Origin of the sequence: Pseudomonas protegens (assembly GCF_003363755.1) — a bacterium.
Lineage (GTDB): Bacteria > Pseudomonadota > Gammaproteobacteria > Pseudomonadales > Pseudomonadaceae > Aquipseudomonas > Aquipseudomonas danubii.
Genome location: NZ_CP031396.1, coordinates 4824390 through 4842406, shown reverse-complemented (window position 1 = coordinate 4842406; position 18017 = coordinate 4824390). Strand labels below are relative to the sequence as shown.

The 18017-nt window shown below is 60.2% G+C and carries 14 protein-coding genes; 12 read left to right on the top strand and 2 right to left on the bottom strand.

The window, feature by feature from the left end:
• The first annotated feature begins 34 nt into the window (after positions 1–34).
• The 7 genes from map (at position 35) to DWF74_RS21815 (ending at position 9011) form a co-directional block, all read left to right on the top strand.
• Positions 35–817, top strand: coding sequence for a type I methionyl aminopeptidase (gene map, locus DWF74_RS21845; RefSeq protein ID WP_102861366.1), 783 nt, complete (start codon positions 35–37; stop codon positions 815–817).
• 48 nt (positions 818–865) lie between these two features.
• Positions 866–3568, top strand: coding sequence for a [protein-PII] uridylyltransferase (locus DWF74_RS21840; protein ID WP_115581698.1), 2703 nt, complete (start codon positions 866–868; stop codon positions 3566–3568).
• Positions 3569–3606: 38 nt separating this feature from the next.
• Entirely contained in the window at positions 3607–4806 is a 1200-nt protein-coding gene (gene dapC, locus DWF74_RS21835) for a succinyldiaminopimelate transaminase (protein WP_115581697.1), read from the top strand.
• Positions 4807–5228: 422 nt separating this feature from the next.
• The gene (locus DWF74_RS21830) at positions 5229–6212 is read left to right on the top strand and encodes a hypothetical protein (protein ID WP_102861363.1); all 984 of its coding nucleotides are present in this window, start codon (positions 5229–5231) and stop codon (positions 6210–6212) included.
• A gap of 1 nt (position 6213) precedes the next feature.
• Positions 6214–6846 (top strand): DUF2997 domain-containing protein, encoded by a 633-nt coding sequence (locus DWF74_RS21825; RefSeq protein ID WP_102861362.1) that lies wholly within the window; start codon positions 6214–6216, stop codon positions 6844–6846.
• Positions 6847–7404, top strand: a complete 558-nt coding sequence (locus DWF74_RS21820; protein ID WP_102861361.1) for a 4Fe-4S single cluster domain-containing protein — start codon at positions 6847–6849, stop codon at positions 7402–7404. It abuts the gene before it with no gap.
• On the top strand, positions 7401–9011 hold the full coding sequence (locus DWF74_RS21815; RefSeq protein WP_102861717.1) for an AAA family ATPase: 1611 nt from the start codon (positions 7401–7403) through the stop codon (positions 9009–9011). The genes DWF74_RS21820 and DWF74_RS21815 overlap by 4 nt, the downstream gene beginning before the upstream one ends.
• A 69-nt stretch (positions 9012–9080) precedes the next feature.
• On the opposite strand, the gene DWF74_RS21810 is transcribed toward DWF74_RS21815, so the two are convergent.
• Positions 9081–10727 carry a Na+/H+ antiporter gene (locus DWF74_RS21810; protein ID WP_115581696.1) on the bottom strand — a complete coding sequence of 549 codons (1647 nt, stop codon included), beginning with the start codon at positions 10725–10727 and terminating at the stop codon, positions 9081–9083.
• A gap of 291 nt (positions 10728–11018) precedes the next feature.
• Between DWF74_RS21810 and DWF74_RS21805 the strand changes: the two genes are divergently transcribed.
• The 4 genes from DWF74_RS21805 (at position 11019) to DWF74_RS21790 (ending at position 14247) form a co-directional block, all read left to right on the top strand.
• Entirely contained in the window at positions 11019–11327 is a 309-nt protein-coding gene (locus DWF74_RS21805) for an arsenate reductase (RefSeq protein WP_240322076.1), read from the top strand.
• A 33-nt stretch (positions 11328–11360) separates the two neighbouring features.
• Positions 11361–12395, top strand: a complete 1035-nt coding sequence (dapD, locus tag DWF74_RS21800) for a 2,3,4,5-tetrahydropyridine-2,6-dicarboxylate N-succinyltransferase (RefSeq protein WP_102861358.1) — start codon at positions 11361–11363, stop codon at positions 12393–12395.
• 239 nt (positions 12396–12634) lie between these two features.
• Positions 12635–13840, top strand: a complete 1206-nt coding sequence (locus DWF74_RS21795; RefSeq protein WP_115581695.1) for an aminotransferase class V-fold PLP-dependent enzyme — start codon at positions 12635–12637, stop codon at positions 13838–13840.
• A complete protein-coding gene (locus tag DWF74_RS21790; protein WP_115581694.1) occupies positions 13837–14247 on the top strand; it encodes a SufE family protein in 411 nt (136 codons plus the stop codon). Before DWF74_RS21795 ends, DWF74_RS21790 begins: the two co-directional genes overlap by 4 nt.
• Before the next feature lie 123 nt (positions 14248–14370).
• On the opposite strand, the gene tcdA is transcribed toward DWF74_RS21790, so the two are convergent.
• Complete coding sequence (gene tcdA, locus DWF74_RS21785) at positions 14371–15186, bottom strand: tRNA cyclic N6-threonylcarbamoyladenosine(37) synthase TcdA (RefSeq protein ID WP_082729180.1); 816 nt, start codon at positions 15184–15186, stop codon at positions 14371–14373.
• Positions 15187–15397: 211 nt separating this feature from the next.
• Here tcdA and DWF74_RS21780 point away from each other — a divergent pair, with 211 nt between their 5' ends.
• Complete coding sequence (locus DWF74_RS21780; RefSeq protein ID WP_115581693.1) at positions 15398–17989, top strand: glycosyltransferase; 2592 nt, start codon at positions 15398–15400, stop codon at positions 17987–17989.
• Positions 17990–18017 lie beyond the last annotated feature (28 nt).

Genomic DNA, 18017 nt, shown 5'->3' with positions numbered 1-18017 from the left:
GTATATCGCGCCATTGAGCGTCAAGAGAGCCTGTATGACCGTCACCCTCAAAACTCCCGAGGACATCGCCAAAATGCGTGTCGCCGGCAAACTGGCCGCCGAAGTCCTGGAAATGATTGCCGAGCATGTCAAACCCGGTGTCACCACCGAAGAACTGGACCGAATCTGCCACGACTACATCGTCAACGTGCAGGGCGCTATCCCAGCCCCGCTGAACTACAAGGGTTTCCCCAAGTCCATCTGCACCTCGATCAATCACGTGGTGTGCCACGGCATTCCCAACGAGAAGCCCCTGAAGGACGGCGACACCCTGAACATCGACGTCACCGTGATCAAGGACGGCTACCACGGCGACACCAGCCGCATGTTCCACGTCGGCACCGTGCCAGTCTGGGCCGAGCGCCTGTCGCAGATCACCCAGGAATGCATGTACAAGGCCATCGAACTGGTGAAGCCGGGCTGCCGCCTGGGCGACATCGGCGAAGTGATCCAGAAGCACGCGGAAAAGAACGGCTTCTCGGTCGTGCGCGAATTCTGCGGCCACGGCATCGGCAAGGTATTCCACGAAGAGCCGCAGATCCTGCACTACGGCCGCGCCGGCACCGGCATGGAACTCAAGGCCGGCATGACCTTCACCATCGAGCCGATGATCAACCAGGGCAAGGCCGACACCAAGGTACTGGGCGACGGTTGGACCGCCATCACCAAGGACCGCAAGCTCTCGGCACAGTGGGAACACACCCTGCTGGTGACCGAAACCGGCTACGAGATCTTTACCCTGCGCAGCGATGACACCATCCCTCGGGTATCTGCCTGATCCACAACGCCGCGTCCCGACCTTATAGATAGAAAGGAAAGCCAATCGATGCCGCAGGTGGATCCCGAACTCTTCGACCGTGGCCAGTTCCAGGCGGAACTGGCACTGAAGGCCAGCCCCATCGCCGCCTTCAAGAAAGCCATCCGTCAGGCACGGGAAGTGCTCGACAACCGCTTTCGCAGCGGACGGGAAATCCGCCGGCTGATCGAGGACCGCGCCTGGTTCATCGATAACATCCTGCAAAAGGCCTGGGACCAGTTCACCTGGAGCAACGAGGCCGACATCGCCCTGGTGGCGGTCGGCGGCTACGGCCGCGGCGAGCTTCACCCCTATTCCGATATCGACCTGCTGATCCTCCTGAACAGCGCCGATCACGAGATCTTTCGCGACTCCATCGAACGCTTTCTCACCCTGCTCTGGGACATCGGCCTGGAAGTCGGGCAAAGCGTGCGTTCGGTGGATGAATGCGCCGAGGAGGCCCGGGCCGACCTGACGGTGATCACCAACCTGATGGAAAGCCGCACCATCGCTGGCCCCGAGCGCCTGCGCCAGCGCATGCTGGACGTCACCAGCACCGCACATATGTGGCCGAGCAAGGACTTCTTCCTGGCCAAGCACGCCGAGCAGAAGGCCCGCCACCACAAGTACAACGACACCGAATACAACCTGGAGCCCAACGTCAAAGGCTCCCCAGGCGGCCTGCGGGATATCCAGACCATTCTCTGGGTCGCCCGCCGCCAGTACGGCACCCTGAATCTGCGAGCCCTGGCCGGCGAAGGCTTCCTGGTGGAAAGCGAAAACGCCCTGCTGGCCTCCTCTCAGGAGTTCCTGTGGAAGGTCCGCTACGCCCTGCACATGCTCGCCGGCCGCGCCGAAGACCGCCTGCTGCTGGACCACCAGCGCTCCATCGCCGAGCTACTGGGTTTCAGCGGTGAAGACGTCAAACAGTCGATTGAAAGCTTCATGCAGCAGTACTACCGGGTGGTGATGAGCATCGCTCAGTTGAGCGACCTGATCATCCAGCACTTCGAAGAGGTGATCCTCGCCCCCGAGGACGAAGCCCCGCCGCAGCCGATCAACGCCCGCTTCCAACTGCACGACGGCTACATCGAGGCGATCAACGACAACGTGTTCAAACGCACGCCGTTCGCCATGCTGGAAATCTTCGTGCTGATGGCCCAGCACCCGGAGATCAAGGGCGTGCGCGCCGACACCATCCGCCTGCTGCGCGAACACCGGCACCTGATCGACGACGACTTCCGCCACGACATCCGCAACACCAGCCTGTTCATCGAGCTGTTCAAGTGCGAGATCGGCATCCACCGCAACCTGCGGCGGATGAACCGCTACGGCATCCTCGGACGCTACCTGCCGGAGTTCGGCTTCATCGTTGGACAGATGCAGCACGACCTGTTCCACATCTATACCGTGGACGCCCACACGCTGAATCTGATCAAGCACCTGCGCAAGATGCAGTACACGCCGATCTCCGAGAAATTCCCCCTGGCCAGCAAGCTCATGGGCAAGCTGCCCAAGCCTGAGCTGATCTACCTGGCCGGCCTGTATCACGACATCGGCAAGGGCCGCCACGGCGACCACTCGGAGATTGGCGCGGTGGATGCCGAAGCCTTCTGTGTGCGTCACCAACTGCCTTTATGGGACACCCGGCTGATCGTCTGGCTGGTGCAGAACCATCTGGTGATGTCCACCACCGCCCAGCGCAAGGACCTGTCCGACCCGCAGGTGATCCACGATTTCGCCCAGACCGTGGTCGACCAGACCCGTCTCGACTATCTCTACGTGCTGACGGTCGCCGACATCTACGCCACCAACCCGACCCTGTGGAACTCCTGGCGCGCCAGCCTGTTGCGCCAGCTCTACACCGAAACCAAGCGCGCCCTGCGCCGCGGCCTGGAAAACCCGGTGGACCGCGAAGAGCAGATCCGCCAGACCCAGAGCGCCGCCCTGGACATCCTGGTGCGCAACGGCACCGACCCGGACGAAGTGGAACAACTCTGGTCGCAACTGGGGGACGACTACTTCCTGCGCCACACCGCCGGCGATGTGGCCTGGCACAGCGACGCGATCCTCCAGCAGCCGGCGGACGGCGGCCCGTTGGTGCTGATCAAGGAAATCACCCAGCGCGAGTTCGAGGGCGGCACCCAGATTTTCATCTACGCCCCGGACCAGCACGACTTCTTCGCGGTGACCGTGGCCGCCATGGACCAGCTCAACCTGAACATCCATGACGCACGCATCATCACCTCCAGCAGCCAGTTCACCCTCGACACCTACATCGTCCTGGACAACGACGGCGAGTCCATCGGCAACAACCCGCAGCGGGTCGAGCAGATCCGCAAGGGCCTGACCGATGCCCTGCGCAACCCCGACGACTACCCGACCATCATCCAGCGCCGGGTGCCGCGCCAACTCAAGCATTTTGCCTTCGCCCCCGAAGTGACCATCCACAACGACGCCCAGCGCCCGGTCACCGTGCTGGAGCTCAGTGCCCCGGATCGCCCAGGCCTGCTGGCGCGGATCGGCAAGATCTTCCTGGAGTTCGACCTGTCGCTGCAGAATGCCAAGATCGCCACCCTGGGCGAGCGCGTGGAAGACGTGTTCTTCATCACCGATGCGCACAACCAGCCCCTTTCCGACCCCCAGCTGTGCAGCCGCTTGCAGGATGCGATCGTCGAACAGTTGAGTGTCAGCCATGAACCGACTATCGAAATGACCCGCCTGAGCATCTGAAGGGTCCGAACCGCCGCTTTGAGTGAGAAAACGCACCGATGAACAACGCTCTGAACCAGTTGCAGCCCTACCCGTTCGAAAAGCTGCGGGCCCTGCTCGGCACCGTGCCCCCCAACCCGGACAAGCGCCCGATTGCCCTGTCCATCGGCGAACCCAAGCACCGCTCGCCGAGCTTTGTCGCCGAAGCCCTGGCCAGCAATCTCGATCAGATGGCGGTGTACCCCACCACCCTGGGCATCCCGGCGCTGCGTGAAGCCATCGCTGGCTGGTGCGAGCGCCGCTTCGGCGTGCCGACCGGCTGGATCGACCCGGCGCGCAACGTCCTGCCGGTCAACGGCACCCGTGAAGCCCTGTTCGCCTTCACCCAGACCGTAGTCAACCGCGGTGACGACGCCCTAGTGGTCAGCCCCAACCCCTTCTATCAGATCTACGAAGGCGCCGCCTTCCTTGCCGGGGCCAAGCCGCACTACCTGCCGTGCCTGGATGAAAACGGCTTCAACCCGGATTTCGACGCCGTACCGGCCGAGATCTGGCAGCGCTGCCAGATCCTCTTCCTGTGCTCCCCGGGCAACCCCACCGGCGCGCTGATCCCGCTGGACACCCTGAAAAAACTGATCGCCCTGGCCGACGAACACGACTTTGTGATCGCCGCCGACGAGTGCTACAGCGAGCTGTACTTCGACGAACAGACCCCGCCGCCGGGGCTGCTCAGCGCCTGCGTCGAACTGGGCCGCAAAGACTTCAAGCGTTGCGTGGTGTTCCACAGCCTGTCCAAACGCTCCAACCTGCCGGGCCTGCGCTCCGGCTTCGTGGCCGGCGACGCCGACATCCTCAAGGGCTTCCTGCTGTACCGCACCTACCACGGCTGCGCCATGCCGGTGCAGACCCAGTTGGCCAGCGTCGCCGCCTGGAACGACGAAGTGCACGTACGCGCCAACCGCGCCCTCTACCGCGAGAAGTTCGACGCGGTGCTGGCGATCCTCGCGCCGGTAATGGACGTGCAGCGCCCGGACGGCAGCTTCTACCTGTGGCCCAACGTGGCCGGGGATGACGCCGCCTTCTGCCGCGACCTGTTCGAGCAGGAACACGTGACCGTGGTCCCGGGTTCCTACCTGTCGCGGGATGTGGACGGCACCAACCCGGGCGCCGGACGGGTGCGCATGGCGCTGGTTGCGCCGCTGGCGGAATGCGTGGAAGCCGCCGAGCGGATTCGCGATTTCGTGTTGCGTCGCAAGTAATATGAGAGACACCCCACTGTAGAAAGCCTTGCCCGAGAAGCGTCTGGCGCGCCCCTGACTGCCCACCAGAACGCCTTCTCCGGCAAGCCCTCTTTCCACAAGGTTGTTGGCGTTCTCGCGGGCCTGTTGTGAGCCCCTTCCCCTAAGGGCTTGCGCCCATTGCCCCCCGAGTCTGCCTCCCCCACATTCAATCACCGGATACCGACCTGCAACCTCGGTCATCAACCGCAGCTTCTAGCCAGCACGCATTGAAGACAGGCATCGCGACCTGATTGATATCGGTACTTTTGCGGAGCTTCCATTACCGATGCCGGGTGCCAGCCCCCATTTTTTTTATTATCTCTCTGTGTAAAATACGCTGGGTATTTAACGAAAAATCATCGCATAAAAACCGCTAATTTTGCCCATCAAGGAGAGAGGGAGTGATAACAACTATTCCCCTATGGAAAATGTTCACAGAAACAAAGGGGAGGGCCTATGGCTTGGCCATTATTGCAACGTTTCCTGTTTTGTGTACTGGTGGCGCTCTGGCATTTCTTGAAGGCTTGCAGACCGGCAAAACCAGAACTGCGATACTTGGACTTATCACCGTAATTCTATTTGGCCTAGGCGCAGTTATTACGCTTACTCCAGGGCGCAAATATATTCCTGGAAAATCCTTCACAGGCTATCGTTCAAAGCAAGCCAAGGTGCAGAAACTCATAAAACATGGCTTCTGGATAATTATCTTACTGGCTGCCGGACTTACACTTATCATCCCTTCCAGATACATAATCATTAGCCTGAGCACCATCGGCGCCTTAACTAGTCTTTATCATTACTCAAAGTCCATAAAATTTCATGAAGACATAGACTTCTCGACCAACCAATACCTCGCCTCCTCTTTGCAAATCGTCCCTGGAGAAAAAGTACTGGCGAGTTACCAGAATTTTCATGACGATGACATCCAAAGAGGTAGCAACGCCTTTATCGTCACAGCGACCAAGCTGATCATCGCCTCCTTCAACGGCGAACATTGGGAAAAATTTTCCCGCGAGCTTAATCAGATTACTCACATAGGCATCGTCGGCAACGAATCCGAGACCTATTTTGTCAAGTTAATCTTCGATGACGGCACTGATGCATTGTTGCGCATCGGTCTTTATGAAAAGCTTACTTCAACCCCGGCCCTGGTTATAAAACGCCTACTTGAAGTGATAGATTCCAGCTTGCTTGGCGATCACAGCGCAGCAAAAGCCTCTCAGCGACGCCGGGTGATTGCGCCTCAAAGCGCGACACAGGCCCCAACGCCCCCGGTCAAATCCGAAACGGCGGCGACACCCCGAAATATAGAAATTGCGCCAACCACGCTGAATGACATAAAGAATTCAGAAGAAGTAAAGTCTGGTAGAAAGCTGGAGCTCTGACATGTCACATTGTACAAAATTTGATTTCACCTACACCGACGAAGAAGCCATAACCAAAGCTTTTGTAAAACTAGGACTAACACCTACAACTGACATTGTGTCCGAGTTCAACAGTGATTTCAGCAAGGAGGTCCTTGGCCCCTTGGGCTACATGGGTCGTCGCCAATTTCGCGCCATCTGCGCATCCGCTGAAGACGACCTCAACTACTTTGCATGCAAGATAGAAAATAACTTTTACAAATTACTTATCGAACGAAGCACCCCCATACCAGGCGATGAAAAAAGAATGGCAGACCTGGCAGCGCGCTTCCAAAGAGCCTATGTCAGCGTTGCCATCGACAACACCATTAGTCGCATAAATGCCTCCGGCATCCCAACGCGACTAAAAGAAGGAGATAACCACTTCGAAATAGAATTCGGCTCAAACTACGAATACAGCATCCGCGTCACTTTTTCTGGCAATTCAGTCGCAGAAGAGGTGTTTGGCGTAAAGGGCGATATATGTACGAAGCTTACCGAAGAACTTGAATCGCTGCTGACCAGCCCTACGGCCGAACTGCTGACCGAATGGAAACCGGAATACACGGTGGTACATGAAGAACAGACGCTACAAATACTGAGCGCCAGACTTTAAATGAACCTGTATTTACATCATACCGAGTTGAGTCGCGCAAACGGCCCTGGACTGCGGATGGTTGTATGGGTGCAAGGATGCGACCTGAACTGCAAGGGCTGTTTCAATCAGAACACCCATGACTCCGAGACCGGCACCTCTATTTCCGTGAGCGACCTGGCCGAACAGATAAATGCCCTGGACGGGATCGACGGAGTAACCGTCTCGGGTGGAGAACCGCTCGACCAGGCTCTAGCCATAGAAGAACTCATTAACGCCGTGCATGGCGAGAAGAACTGGGTGCTTTACACCGGGTACGCACCGAAGGAAATCTTTCGTGACGCCGCCATGACACGCGTGGTCAAGGCCGTGGATCTAACCCTTGCTGGCCGCTATAACAGCAATGCCATTCACCCTTATCAACACAAGCAGCTAATCAAGACCAGTGACCGAGTAGATATCAATTTTTTCAGGACAACAAGAAGCGTTGAGTTCGTTGTTTCCGGCCTTGGCATGACCAGAACCGGCCTCCCAATACAATCCAAAGAGTCCAATGCGTTGAAGAGATGCCCGACATGAACCGCACCCAGAAAATTACCGACTATCTAAAAGCACGTTATGCGATTTTGGTTATCGAATCGTTTGAAGAAGAGCGTGTAATTGCCGAGCTAAGTGAGATCGCAAAGTCGCTCAATCATCGAATTTTCCTCTGGAACTCGACGCTCGGTATCCAGACAAACGGCGCCGTTGTCGGAGATAAGACCTTTGACCTGAAGCTGGCACTAGATTTCTGCGAAGAAAAGGCGCGAGAGGAAAACAGCAAGAATATTTTCGTATTCTGTGATGCACACAACTACCTTACAACCAGCTGCAACGCCATCTATCGCCGCCGCCTGAAAGATCTGGCTATCAACATCCGCTCACACGGATATAGAAGTAACTGCATAATAGTTTCGCCCAATTTCGAAATCGCCAATGACTTGCAGAAAGAAGTAACCTTAATCGACTTTCCGCTTCCATCCAGGGATGAAGTGAAGACTCAGATCGAGAACTTCTCGAATGTCTGGAAAGACAACGACAATGTAAAAATCAATCTGCCTCTGGACAGCAAAGAAAAGCTCATTGACGCTGCGCTGGGGCTTACCAGCCTGGAAATTGACAACTCTCTTTCACGATCGCTTGTCTCAAACTTGAAGCTGGATGAACACACCTTCAAGGATCTGCTTGCCGAGAAAAAACAGATTATCCGTAAAACCGGGATCCTCGAGTACATAGACTCCCAGTTGAACCTGGATGATGTCGGCGGCTTAGCTACGCTAAAAAAATGGCTGCACCTGCGCAGTCAGTGCTTCGGTCAAGCAGCCAAGGAGTTCGGAGTCGGAACACCTAAGGGCCTGCTGCTGACCGGTGTTCCCGGCTGCGGCAAGTCATTGACTGCCAAGTGCGTAGCCTCGTCATGGAACATGCCATTGCTGCGCCTTGATATGGGCAAGATATTTCAAGGTATCGTGGGCTCCTCTGAATCGAACATTCGCTCGGCACTTCAAACTGCCGAGGCCATTTCACCCTGTATCCTTTGGATCGACGAAATTGAAAAAGGCCTCTCCGGCTCCTCCAGCGGCGCTTCGGATGGCGGAACCGCCACCCGAGTATTTGGCACGCTGCTGACCTGGATGCAGGAGAAAACCGCATCGGTCTTTGTATTTGCCACAGCCAACAACCTTGCCAGTCTTCCACCTGAATTACTGAGGAAAGGTCGATTTGACGAAATCTTCTTCGTTGATTTCCCTTCGGCAGTGGAGAGAAGAAAGATTCTTGAGATACACCTCAGAAAACTCAAACGTGACCCCGGCAAGTTTGATCTGGATCGTCTGGTGGACTTGGGGGGAGAGGCAAATTTCGGAAAAGATATTGTGCTCTCCGGTGCCGAGTTGGAGGCCTGGGTAGGCGACGCCCTGATTGAAGCCTTCTCAAGGCGTATGAGTGGTTCTAACGACCCGGACGACCTGGCGATGAGCGATTTTGAAGCAACGATTTCACGTATGGTGCCCATGAGTAAAGTACGCAAGGATGAATTTGCAATACTGCGCGAATGGGCAAATCAGAATGCAATCAGTGCATCCGCCATGACCGTCAATGAAGATGGAGCTGAAAGACAGATGGGGGGACGCCGCATAGACTTTTGATGGTCTTTGCTTTCCCCCTCTCTGGAGGGGGAACCTCAATCCAACCGTCCGCTCTTAGGAACGCTGCATTCACTTCACCTGCCCCAGATTCGCCTCGCTCAAATCCAGGTCCGCCAACACCTCTCGCAGCACATCGTCACCGATCTGGTGATGCCGGCTCAGGCGGTACAGCTCCAGCCGTTGCGCCCGCAGGGCCTTGAGCCGCAGGCGCCGTTCCAGCAAGTCCATCTGCAATGCCAAGGCCTGGGCCTCGGCGGAATCGTTGTAGACCTCCAACTGATGCCGGTACTCAGCCATCAAACGGCCCTTGAGCTCGGTGGCCAGTGCCGCCTGGGCCGCATCGGGGGCCTCACTGGTTTCAGCCACTTCCTTGGCTTCCAACGCATGGATCGCCGCCTCGGCGGTCTTGCGCCAGGCATCGCGGACTTCTCCACGGCGTTTGTCGTCGGGGCTCTTCACAATGCCGCGCAACAGCAGCGGCAGGGCAATGCAGGCCGCCACCAGGGACAGCAGAATCACTCCGGCGGCGATAAAGATCAGCAGGTCACGCTCGGGAAATGCCTCCCCGGCGCCCAGGAACAAGGGCACCGACATCACGCCGGCCAGGGTCACCGCCCCACGCACCCCGCCCACCGTCAGCAGCCAGCAGGAGCGCGCCGTGGGCACCAGGGTCAGCTCGCCCTTGCCGCGCCAGCGCCGCAGCAGCCCGGACAGGCGCCAGATGCTCTGCACCCAGATAAAGCGCAATACCAACAGCACCAGGAAGATCGCCAGCACATCCAGGCAGCGGTAGAACAGGGTCGGCCAGAGCGAAGTTTCATGACTGACCACGGCCTTGACGATGTCCGGCAATTGCAGCCCCAACAGTAGGAAGATCAGGCCATTGAAGGCGAACTCCAGCAGCGACCAGACACTGCGATTGAGCAGTCGGGTGCTGGTCTGGCGCGGCAGCAGGTCGAGCCAGCTCTGCATCATGCCCGCCGCCACCGCCGAGAGAATGCCCGAGGCCCCCAGGCGCTCGGCCAGGACGTAAGCCGCGAAGGGCAATAGCAACATGAACACCACATGGGTCGCCGGATCGTCCCAGCCGCGGGCGATCATCCAGGCCCGCAGGCGCCCGACCAGCCAGCTCAGGGCCACACCGACCGCCAAGCCACCCACCGCCACCAGGACAAAGGTCAGGCTGGCATTGGCCAGGGAGAACACCCCGGTAACGGCGGCCACCAGGGCGAACTTGAAAGTCACCAGGCCCGAGGCATCGTTCATCAAGGCCTCGCCCTGGAGCATGTGCATCAGCGGGGTTGGCAGGCGGTTCTGGGAAATGGCCGACACCGCGACGGCGTCGGTGGGCGACAGCACCGCGGCCAGGGCGAAAGCCACCGGCAACGGGATGGTCGGCAGCAGCCAGTGAATGAAATACCCGGCCCCGACCACGGTGAACAGCACCAGGCCCACCGCCAGGGTCAGGATCGGGCCACGCAAGCGCCAGAACTCGCGCTTGGGCATGCGCCAACCGTCGGAAAACAGCAACGGCGGCAGGAACAGGAAAAGGAACAATTCCGGGTCCAGGGCCACATGCAAACCCAGGGTCGGCCAGGCCAACAGGGCTCCGGCGGCGATCTGTACCAGAGGCAAGGGCAGCGGAATCACCCGTCCGACCAGTCGCGAAAGACTCACCAGCATCAGCAGGATGAGGACGGTATAGGCGGTTTGCATAAAGCGAAAATCCAAGGCTCAACAGGAAAAATCGTACGCATCTCAGCTGAGAATCGCCGACGAAGTGCCATATTAGCCGCTTAAACTCGGTACTGACCGCTGCACAAAAGTCGCAAGCCCCATGACCTGCCATGCAACAACCTGCGACAAAGCCGATTTCAGGCCGACGCTGAAGCGCTGCGGTCGTGGCATAATCCGTGACCTTTCATCTCCAGCATCTCCAAAGGGGGCAATTCCTTGACCGCTTCAAGCAAAACGTTGCACCTTTTCGGCATCAAAGCCTGTGACACCATGAAAAAGGCGCGCACCTGGCTCGATGAACACGCTGTCAGCTATGACTTCCATGATTACAAAACCTCCGGCATTGACCGTGAGCACCTGAATCAGTGGTGCAACGAGCACGGCTGGCAGGTGGTGTTGAACCGCGCGGGCACGACCTTTCGCAAACTCGATGACGAAAGCAAAGCCGATCTCGACCAGGCGAAAGCCGTTGAACTGATGCTCGCGCAACCTTCGATGATCAAGCGCCCGGTGCTCGACCTCGGAGACAAGACCCTGATTGGCTTCAAGCCAGACCTTTACGCAGCGGCGCTCAAGTAAGCCTGCTCACTCTATTTCGCAAGAGGTAACTGCATGTCCACTACTCTGTTCAGCCTGGCATTCGGTGTCGGCACCCAAAATCGTCAAGGCGCCTGGCTGGAAGTGTTCTACGCATCGCCACTGCTCAATCCTGCCGCCGAAATCGTTGCCGCTGTCGCACCGATCCTCGGCTACAGCGAAGGCAACCAGGCCATCACCTTCACCACCGCCCAGGCCGCGCAAATGGCCGACGCGCTGAAAGGCATCGACGCCACCCAGGCTGCCCTGCTGACCCGCCTGGCCGAAAGCCACAAGCCGCTGGTAGCCACCCTGCTGGCCGAAGACGCTCAATTGACCTCCACCCCAGAGGCGTACCTGAAGCTGCACCTGCTGTCCCACCGTTTGGTCAAGCCACATGGCCTGAGCCTGGCCGGGGTGTTCCCCCTGCTGCCGAACGTAGCCTGGACCAGCCAGGGCGCCATCGATCTGGGCGAGTTGGCCGAGCGGCAACTGGAAGCCCGCCTGCGCGGCGAGCTGCTGGAAGTGTTCTCCGTGGACAAGTTCCCGAAAATGACCGACTACGTGGTGCCGAGCGGCGTGCGTATCGCTGACAGCGCGCGAATTCGCCTGGGCGCCTACATCGGCGAAGGCACCACCGTGATGCACGAAGGCTTCGTCAACTTCAACGCCGGCACCGAAGGCCCGGGCATGATCGAAGGCCGTGTGTCGGCGGGCGTGTTCGTCGGCAAAGGTTCGGACCTGGGCGGTGGCTGCTCCACCATGGGCACCCTGTCGGGTGGCGGCAACATCGTGATCAAGGTCGGCGAAGGCTGCCTGATCGGCGCCAACGCCGGTATCGGCATTCCCCTGGGCGACCGCAACACCGTGGAGTCGGGCCTGTACGTGACTGCCGGCACCAAGGTGGCGCTGCTGGACGAGAACAACCAGCTGGTCAAGGTGCTCAAGGCCCGTGAACTGGCCGGCCAGCCGGACCTGCTGTTCCGCCGCAACTCGGAAACCGGCGCCGTGGAGTGCAAGACCCACAAGTCGGCCATCGAGCTGAACGAAGCGCTGCACGCTCACAACTAGGCCTGTAGGAAAACTCGCCGAGCAACGATCAGGCAGGCAAAAGCAGGCGAGGAAGCGCAGTGTAGGGACCTACATGAGCCTTCCGAGCCTGCTTCTGCGTAATGCCGAAGGCGCCCAGCGCGCCGCATGGTCGAAGCGCAGGCAGTTTTCCTGCAGCGCCGAAGCAGAGATTCGGTTTCATCGGAACCTGCCGGGCGCTTATCATCGGCGCCCGGCCTGTTCAAACGAGTTCTGCCACCATGCTTGTAACCTCCCCCTGGCGCGCCGACTTCCCGGCCATCGCCGCCCTGCATCGCCAGGACCAGACCTACCTGGACAACGCCGCCACCACGCAAAAACCCCAAGCCCTGCTGGACGCCCTGGCCCACTACTACGCCAATGGCGCGGCCAATGTGCATCGCGCGCAGCACCTGCCCGGCGCCCATGCCACTCAGGCCTTCGAGGACAGTCGCAGCAAGGTCGGCCAATGGCTGAATGCCGGTGACAGCGGACAGATCATCTTCACCCACGGCGCCACCAGTGCGCTGAATCTCCTGGCTTATGGCCTGGAGCAGCAATTTGAAAGCGGCGATGAGATCGTCATCAGCGCCCTTGAACACCATGCCAACCTGCTGCCCTGGCAACAGTTGGCCCAACGTCGCGACCTCAAGCTGCTGATCCTGCCCCTGGATGCCGACGGACTGATCGATATTGATGCGGCAAGCCGTCTGATTGGCCCGCGCACTCGCCTGCTGGCAGTGAGCCAGTTGTCCAATGTGCTCGGCGCCTGGCAACCCTTGACGCCACTGCTGGCCATGGCCAAGGCCCAGGGCGCACTGACGGTGATCGACGGCGCCCAGGGCGTGGTCCATGGCCGTCACGATGTGCAGGCCATGGGCTGCGACTTCTATGTGTTCTCCAGCCATAAACTCTATGGTCCGGACGGCGTCGGCGTGCTGTTCGGCCGTCATGCCGCGCTCAAGCACCTGCGTCATTGGCAGTTCGGCGGAGAAATGGTCCAGGACGCCGACTACCAGCACGCCAGCTTTCGCCCGGCGCCCCTGGGATTCGAGGCCGGCACCCCGCCGATCGCCGGAGTCATTGGCCTGGGGGCGACCCTGGATTACCTCGCTGGCCTGGATCAGCAGGCAGTGGCCACGCACGAAGCCGCGCTGCATGCCTATCTGCTGCAGGGCTTGCAGGCACGCAATGGCATCCGCCTGCTGGGCACGCCGCAACTGGCCCTGGTCAGCTTCGTCGTCGATGGTGTGCACAACGCTGACCTGGCCCACCTGCTGACCGAACAGGGCATTGCCGTGCGGGCCGGTCATCATTGCGCCATGCCGCTGATGAAAAGCTTCGGCCTCGTCGGGGCGATTCGCGTATCCCTGGCGCTGTACAACGACTCCGAGGACTTGGAGCGTTTCTTCGAAGCCCTGGATCAGGCCCTGGAGTTGCTGCGATGAGCCTGCCGGCGGACGCCGTAGCCGCCCTTGAAGTTTTCCAGGGGGCTGCCGGCTGGGAACAACGGGCCCGCCTGCTGATGCAATGGGGCGAGCGCCTGCCGCCCCTGAGCGAGGACGACAAGGTAGACGCCAATCGAGTCCATGGCTGTGAAAGCCAGGTCTGGCTGGTGGCGGCCCTGGACAATGGTCATTGGCAGTTTGCCGCCGCCAGCGACGCACGGCTGATTCGCGGTTTGGTGGCCTTGCTACTGGCCCGGGTCAACGGCCTGACGGTGCAGCAATTGCAGGAAGTGGACCTGGCGGACTGGTTCAACCAACTGGGCCTGTCGCGCCAGCTCTCGCCGTCACGCAGCAATGGCCTGAACGCCGTCTTGCAACGCATGAACGAACTGGCCGCCCCCCTGTAGCCGCTGCCGAGCCTGCGAGGCTGCGAAAAGGTCCGCAGGACCTTGCCTGGCGATCTCCCGCCAGCCCCCTAGCGGCCTCAAGCCCCCACGGCCCGCCGGTCCGCTCGCAGCCTGCGGCAGCGGCTACAAGGGTTTGCTGCGTTCCGAGGGGCGGCGCACGCCGGCAACGATCTTGTCCACCGCCTTGGTCGCGGCCACCATGCCAAAGGTCGCGGTCACCATCATCACCGCGCCAAAACCGCCGGCGCAGTCGAGCTTGACCCCGTCGCCGACAAAGCTCTTCTGCAGGCAGATGCTGCCATCGGGTTTCGGATAACGCAGTTGCTCGGTGGAAAACACGCAGGGCACGCTGTAGTGCCGGGTCACGGTGCGCGAGAAACCATAGTCGCGGCGCAACGTGGAGCGCACTTTGGAGGCCAATGGATCGTTGAAGGTGCGGTTCAGGTCGCAGACCTGGATCAGCGTCGGGTCGATCTGCCCGCCGGCGCCGCCGGTGGTGATGATCTGGATCTTGCGCCGCTTGCACCAGGCGATCAGCGCCGCCTTGGCATTCACGCTATCGATGCAGTCGATCACGCAGTCGATGTTCGGGGTGATGTATTCGGCCATGGTCTCGCGGGTGACGAAATCCGCCACCGCATGCACGCGGCAGTCCGGATTGATGCCGCGCAGGCGCTCGGCCATGACCTCGACCTTGGGCTTGCCCACGGTGCTGTCCAGGGCATGCAGTTGCCGGTTGCTGTTGCTGACGCAGACATCGTCGAGGTCGAACAGCGAGATCTCGCCCACCCCGCAGCGGGCAATGGCTTCCGCCGCCCAGGAACCGACTCCGCCGACGCCAACGATCGCCACATGGGCCGCCCGCAGCCGCTCCAGGCCTTCAATGCCATACAAACGGGCGACGCCGGCAAACCGTGGATCTTCTGTACTCATGACCATCACCTAAAAAACCGGCGCGCATTATAGGGCCTCAAGGCGACAAGTTTTAACCTTGAAGCTACAAGTAAAGAACTTAAACCCGAATACAGTGCCCAAGGTCTGGCTTTCCTCTGTGCGCTGTACGCTCAGTTGAGGGCCGGTGTAGGATGCCCGCCGTTTGGCGCCTGCCAACCCTTCCCTCGTTCCACACCTTTTGGAACCCGAAATAGCTATGTCATCGCGTAAATTTGGACTCAATCTGGTGATAGTGCTGGCCATTGCCGCGCTGTTCACTGGTTTCTGGGCGCTGATCAATCGCCCGGTCTCGGCCCCCGACTGGCCGGAACAGATCTCCGGTTTTTCCTACTCGCCTTTCCAGCAGGGCCAGTTCCCGCAGAAGGAGCAGTACCCGTCCGACGATGAAATGCGTCGTGACCTGGAGATCATGAGCAAGCTGACCGACAACATCCGTACCTATTCGGTGGACGGCAGCCTGCAGGATATTCCCAAGCTGGCGGAAGAGTTCGGCCTGCGCGTGACCCTGGGGATCTGGATCAGCCCGGACCTGGAGCGCAACGAGCGGGAAATCATGCGCGCCATCGAACTGGCCAACAGCTCGCGTAGCGTGGTGCGGGTAGTGGTGGGCAACGAAGCGATCTTCCGCAAGGAAATCACCGCCGACCAGTTGTCGGTGATTCTCGACCGGGTCCGCGCTGCGGTGAAAGTCCCGGTCACCACCTCGGAACAGTGGCACGTCTGGGAGGAACACCCGGAGCTGGCCAAGCACGTCGACCTGATCGCCGCGCACATCCTGCCGTACTGGGAGTTCATCCCGGTGGACAAGGCCGAGCAGTTCGTCCTCGATCGCGCCCGCGACCTGAAGAAGATGTTCCCGAAAAAGCCGCTGCTGCTGTCCGAAGTGGGCTGGCCGAGCAACGGCCGCATGCGCGGTGGCGCCGACGCCAGTCCGGCGGACCAGGCGATCTACCTGCGCACCCTGGTCAACAAGCTCAACCGCCAGGGCTACAACTACTTCGTCATCGAAGCCTTCGACCAGCCGTGGAAGGCCAGCGACGAAGGTTCGGTGGGCGCCTACTGGGGCGTGTTTAACGCCGCGCGCCAGCAGAAATTCAACTTCGAAGGCCCGGTAGTGGCGATCCCGCAATGGCGGGTGCTGGCCATCGGCTCGGTGGTGCTGGCGCTGCTGTCGCTGACCCTGCTGATGATCGACGGCTCGGCCCTGCGCCAGCGTGGCCGCACCTTCCTGACCTTCATCGCCTTCCTCTGCGGTTCGGTGCTGGTGTGGATCGGCTACGACTACAGCCAGCAATACAGCACCTGGTTCAGCCTGACCGTGGGCTTTCTCCTCGCGCTCGGTGCGCTGGGGGTGTTCATCGTGCTGCTCACCGAGGCCCATGAGCTGGCCGAGGCGGTGTGGATCCACAAGCGGCGGCGCGAGTTCCTGCCGGTGGAAGGCGACTCCAGCTACCGGCCGAAAGTCTCGATCCACGTGCCGTGCTACAACGAGCCGCCGGAGATGGTCAAACAGACCCTCAATGCCCTGGCCAACCTCGATTACCCGGACTTCGAAGTCCTGATCATCGACAACAACACCAAGGATCCGGCGGTCTGGGAGCCGGTGCAGGCCTATTGCGAGACCCTGGGCCCGCGCTTCAAGTTCTTCCACGTCGCGCCATTGGCCGGTTTCAAGGGCGGTGCGCTGAACTACCTGCTGCCGCACACCGCCAAGGATGCCGAAGTGATTGCGGTGATTGACTCCGACTACTGCGTCGACCGCAACTGGCTCAAGCACATGGTGCCGCACTTCGCCGATCCGAAGATCGCCATCGTGCAGTCGCCCCAGGACTACCGTGACCAGAACGAAAGCACCTTCAAGAAGCTCTGCTACGCGGAGTACAAGGGCTTCTTCCATATCGGCATGGTCACCCGCAACGACCGTGACGCGATCATCCAGCACGGCACCATGACCATGACCCGGCGTTCGGTGCTGGAAGAACTCGGCTGGGCCGACTGGTGCATCTGCGAAGACGCCGAGCTGGGCCTGCGCGTGTTCGAGAAAGGCCTGTCGGCGGCCTACCATCACGAAAGCTACGGCAAGGGCCTGATGCCCGACACCTTCATCGACTTCAAGAAGCAGCGCTTCCGCTGGGCCTATGGCGCGATCCAGATCATCAAGCGCCACACCGCCAGCCTGCTGCGTGGCAAGGACACCGAGCTGACCCGTGGCCAGCGCTACCACTTCCTGGCGGGTTGGCTGCCGTGGGTGGCGGACGGCATGAACATTTTCTTCACCGTCGGCGCCCTGCTGTGGTCGGCGGCGATGATCATCGTGCCGCAACGGGTCGACCCGCCGCTGCTGATCTTCGCGATCCCGCCGCTGGCGCTGTTCGTGTTCAAGGTCGGCAAGATCATCTTCCTCTACCGCCGGGCCGTGGGGGTCAACCTCAAGGATGCGTTCTGCGCGGCCCTGGCCGGCCTGGCCTTGTCCCACACCATCGCCAAGGCGGTGCTGTACGGCTTCTTCACCAGCAGCATCCCGTTCTTCCGCACCCCGAAGAACGCCGACAACCACGGCTTCTGGGTAGCCATCTCGGAAGCCCGGGAAGAGTTGTTCATCATGCTGCTGTTGTGGGGCGCGGCGCTGGGGATCTTCCTGGTGCAGGGCCTGCCCAGCAACGACATGCGCTTCTGGGTGACCATGCTTCTGGTGCAGTCGCTGCCCTATGTGGCGGCACTGATCATGGCGCTCCTGTCGTCACTGCCAAAACCTGCGGAACACCCCGAGCCGGCTCCAGCCGCCTAAATCGATGCAAAGCACTAAACGGCGGCCT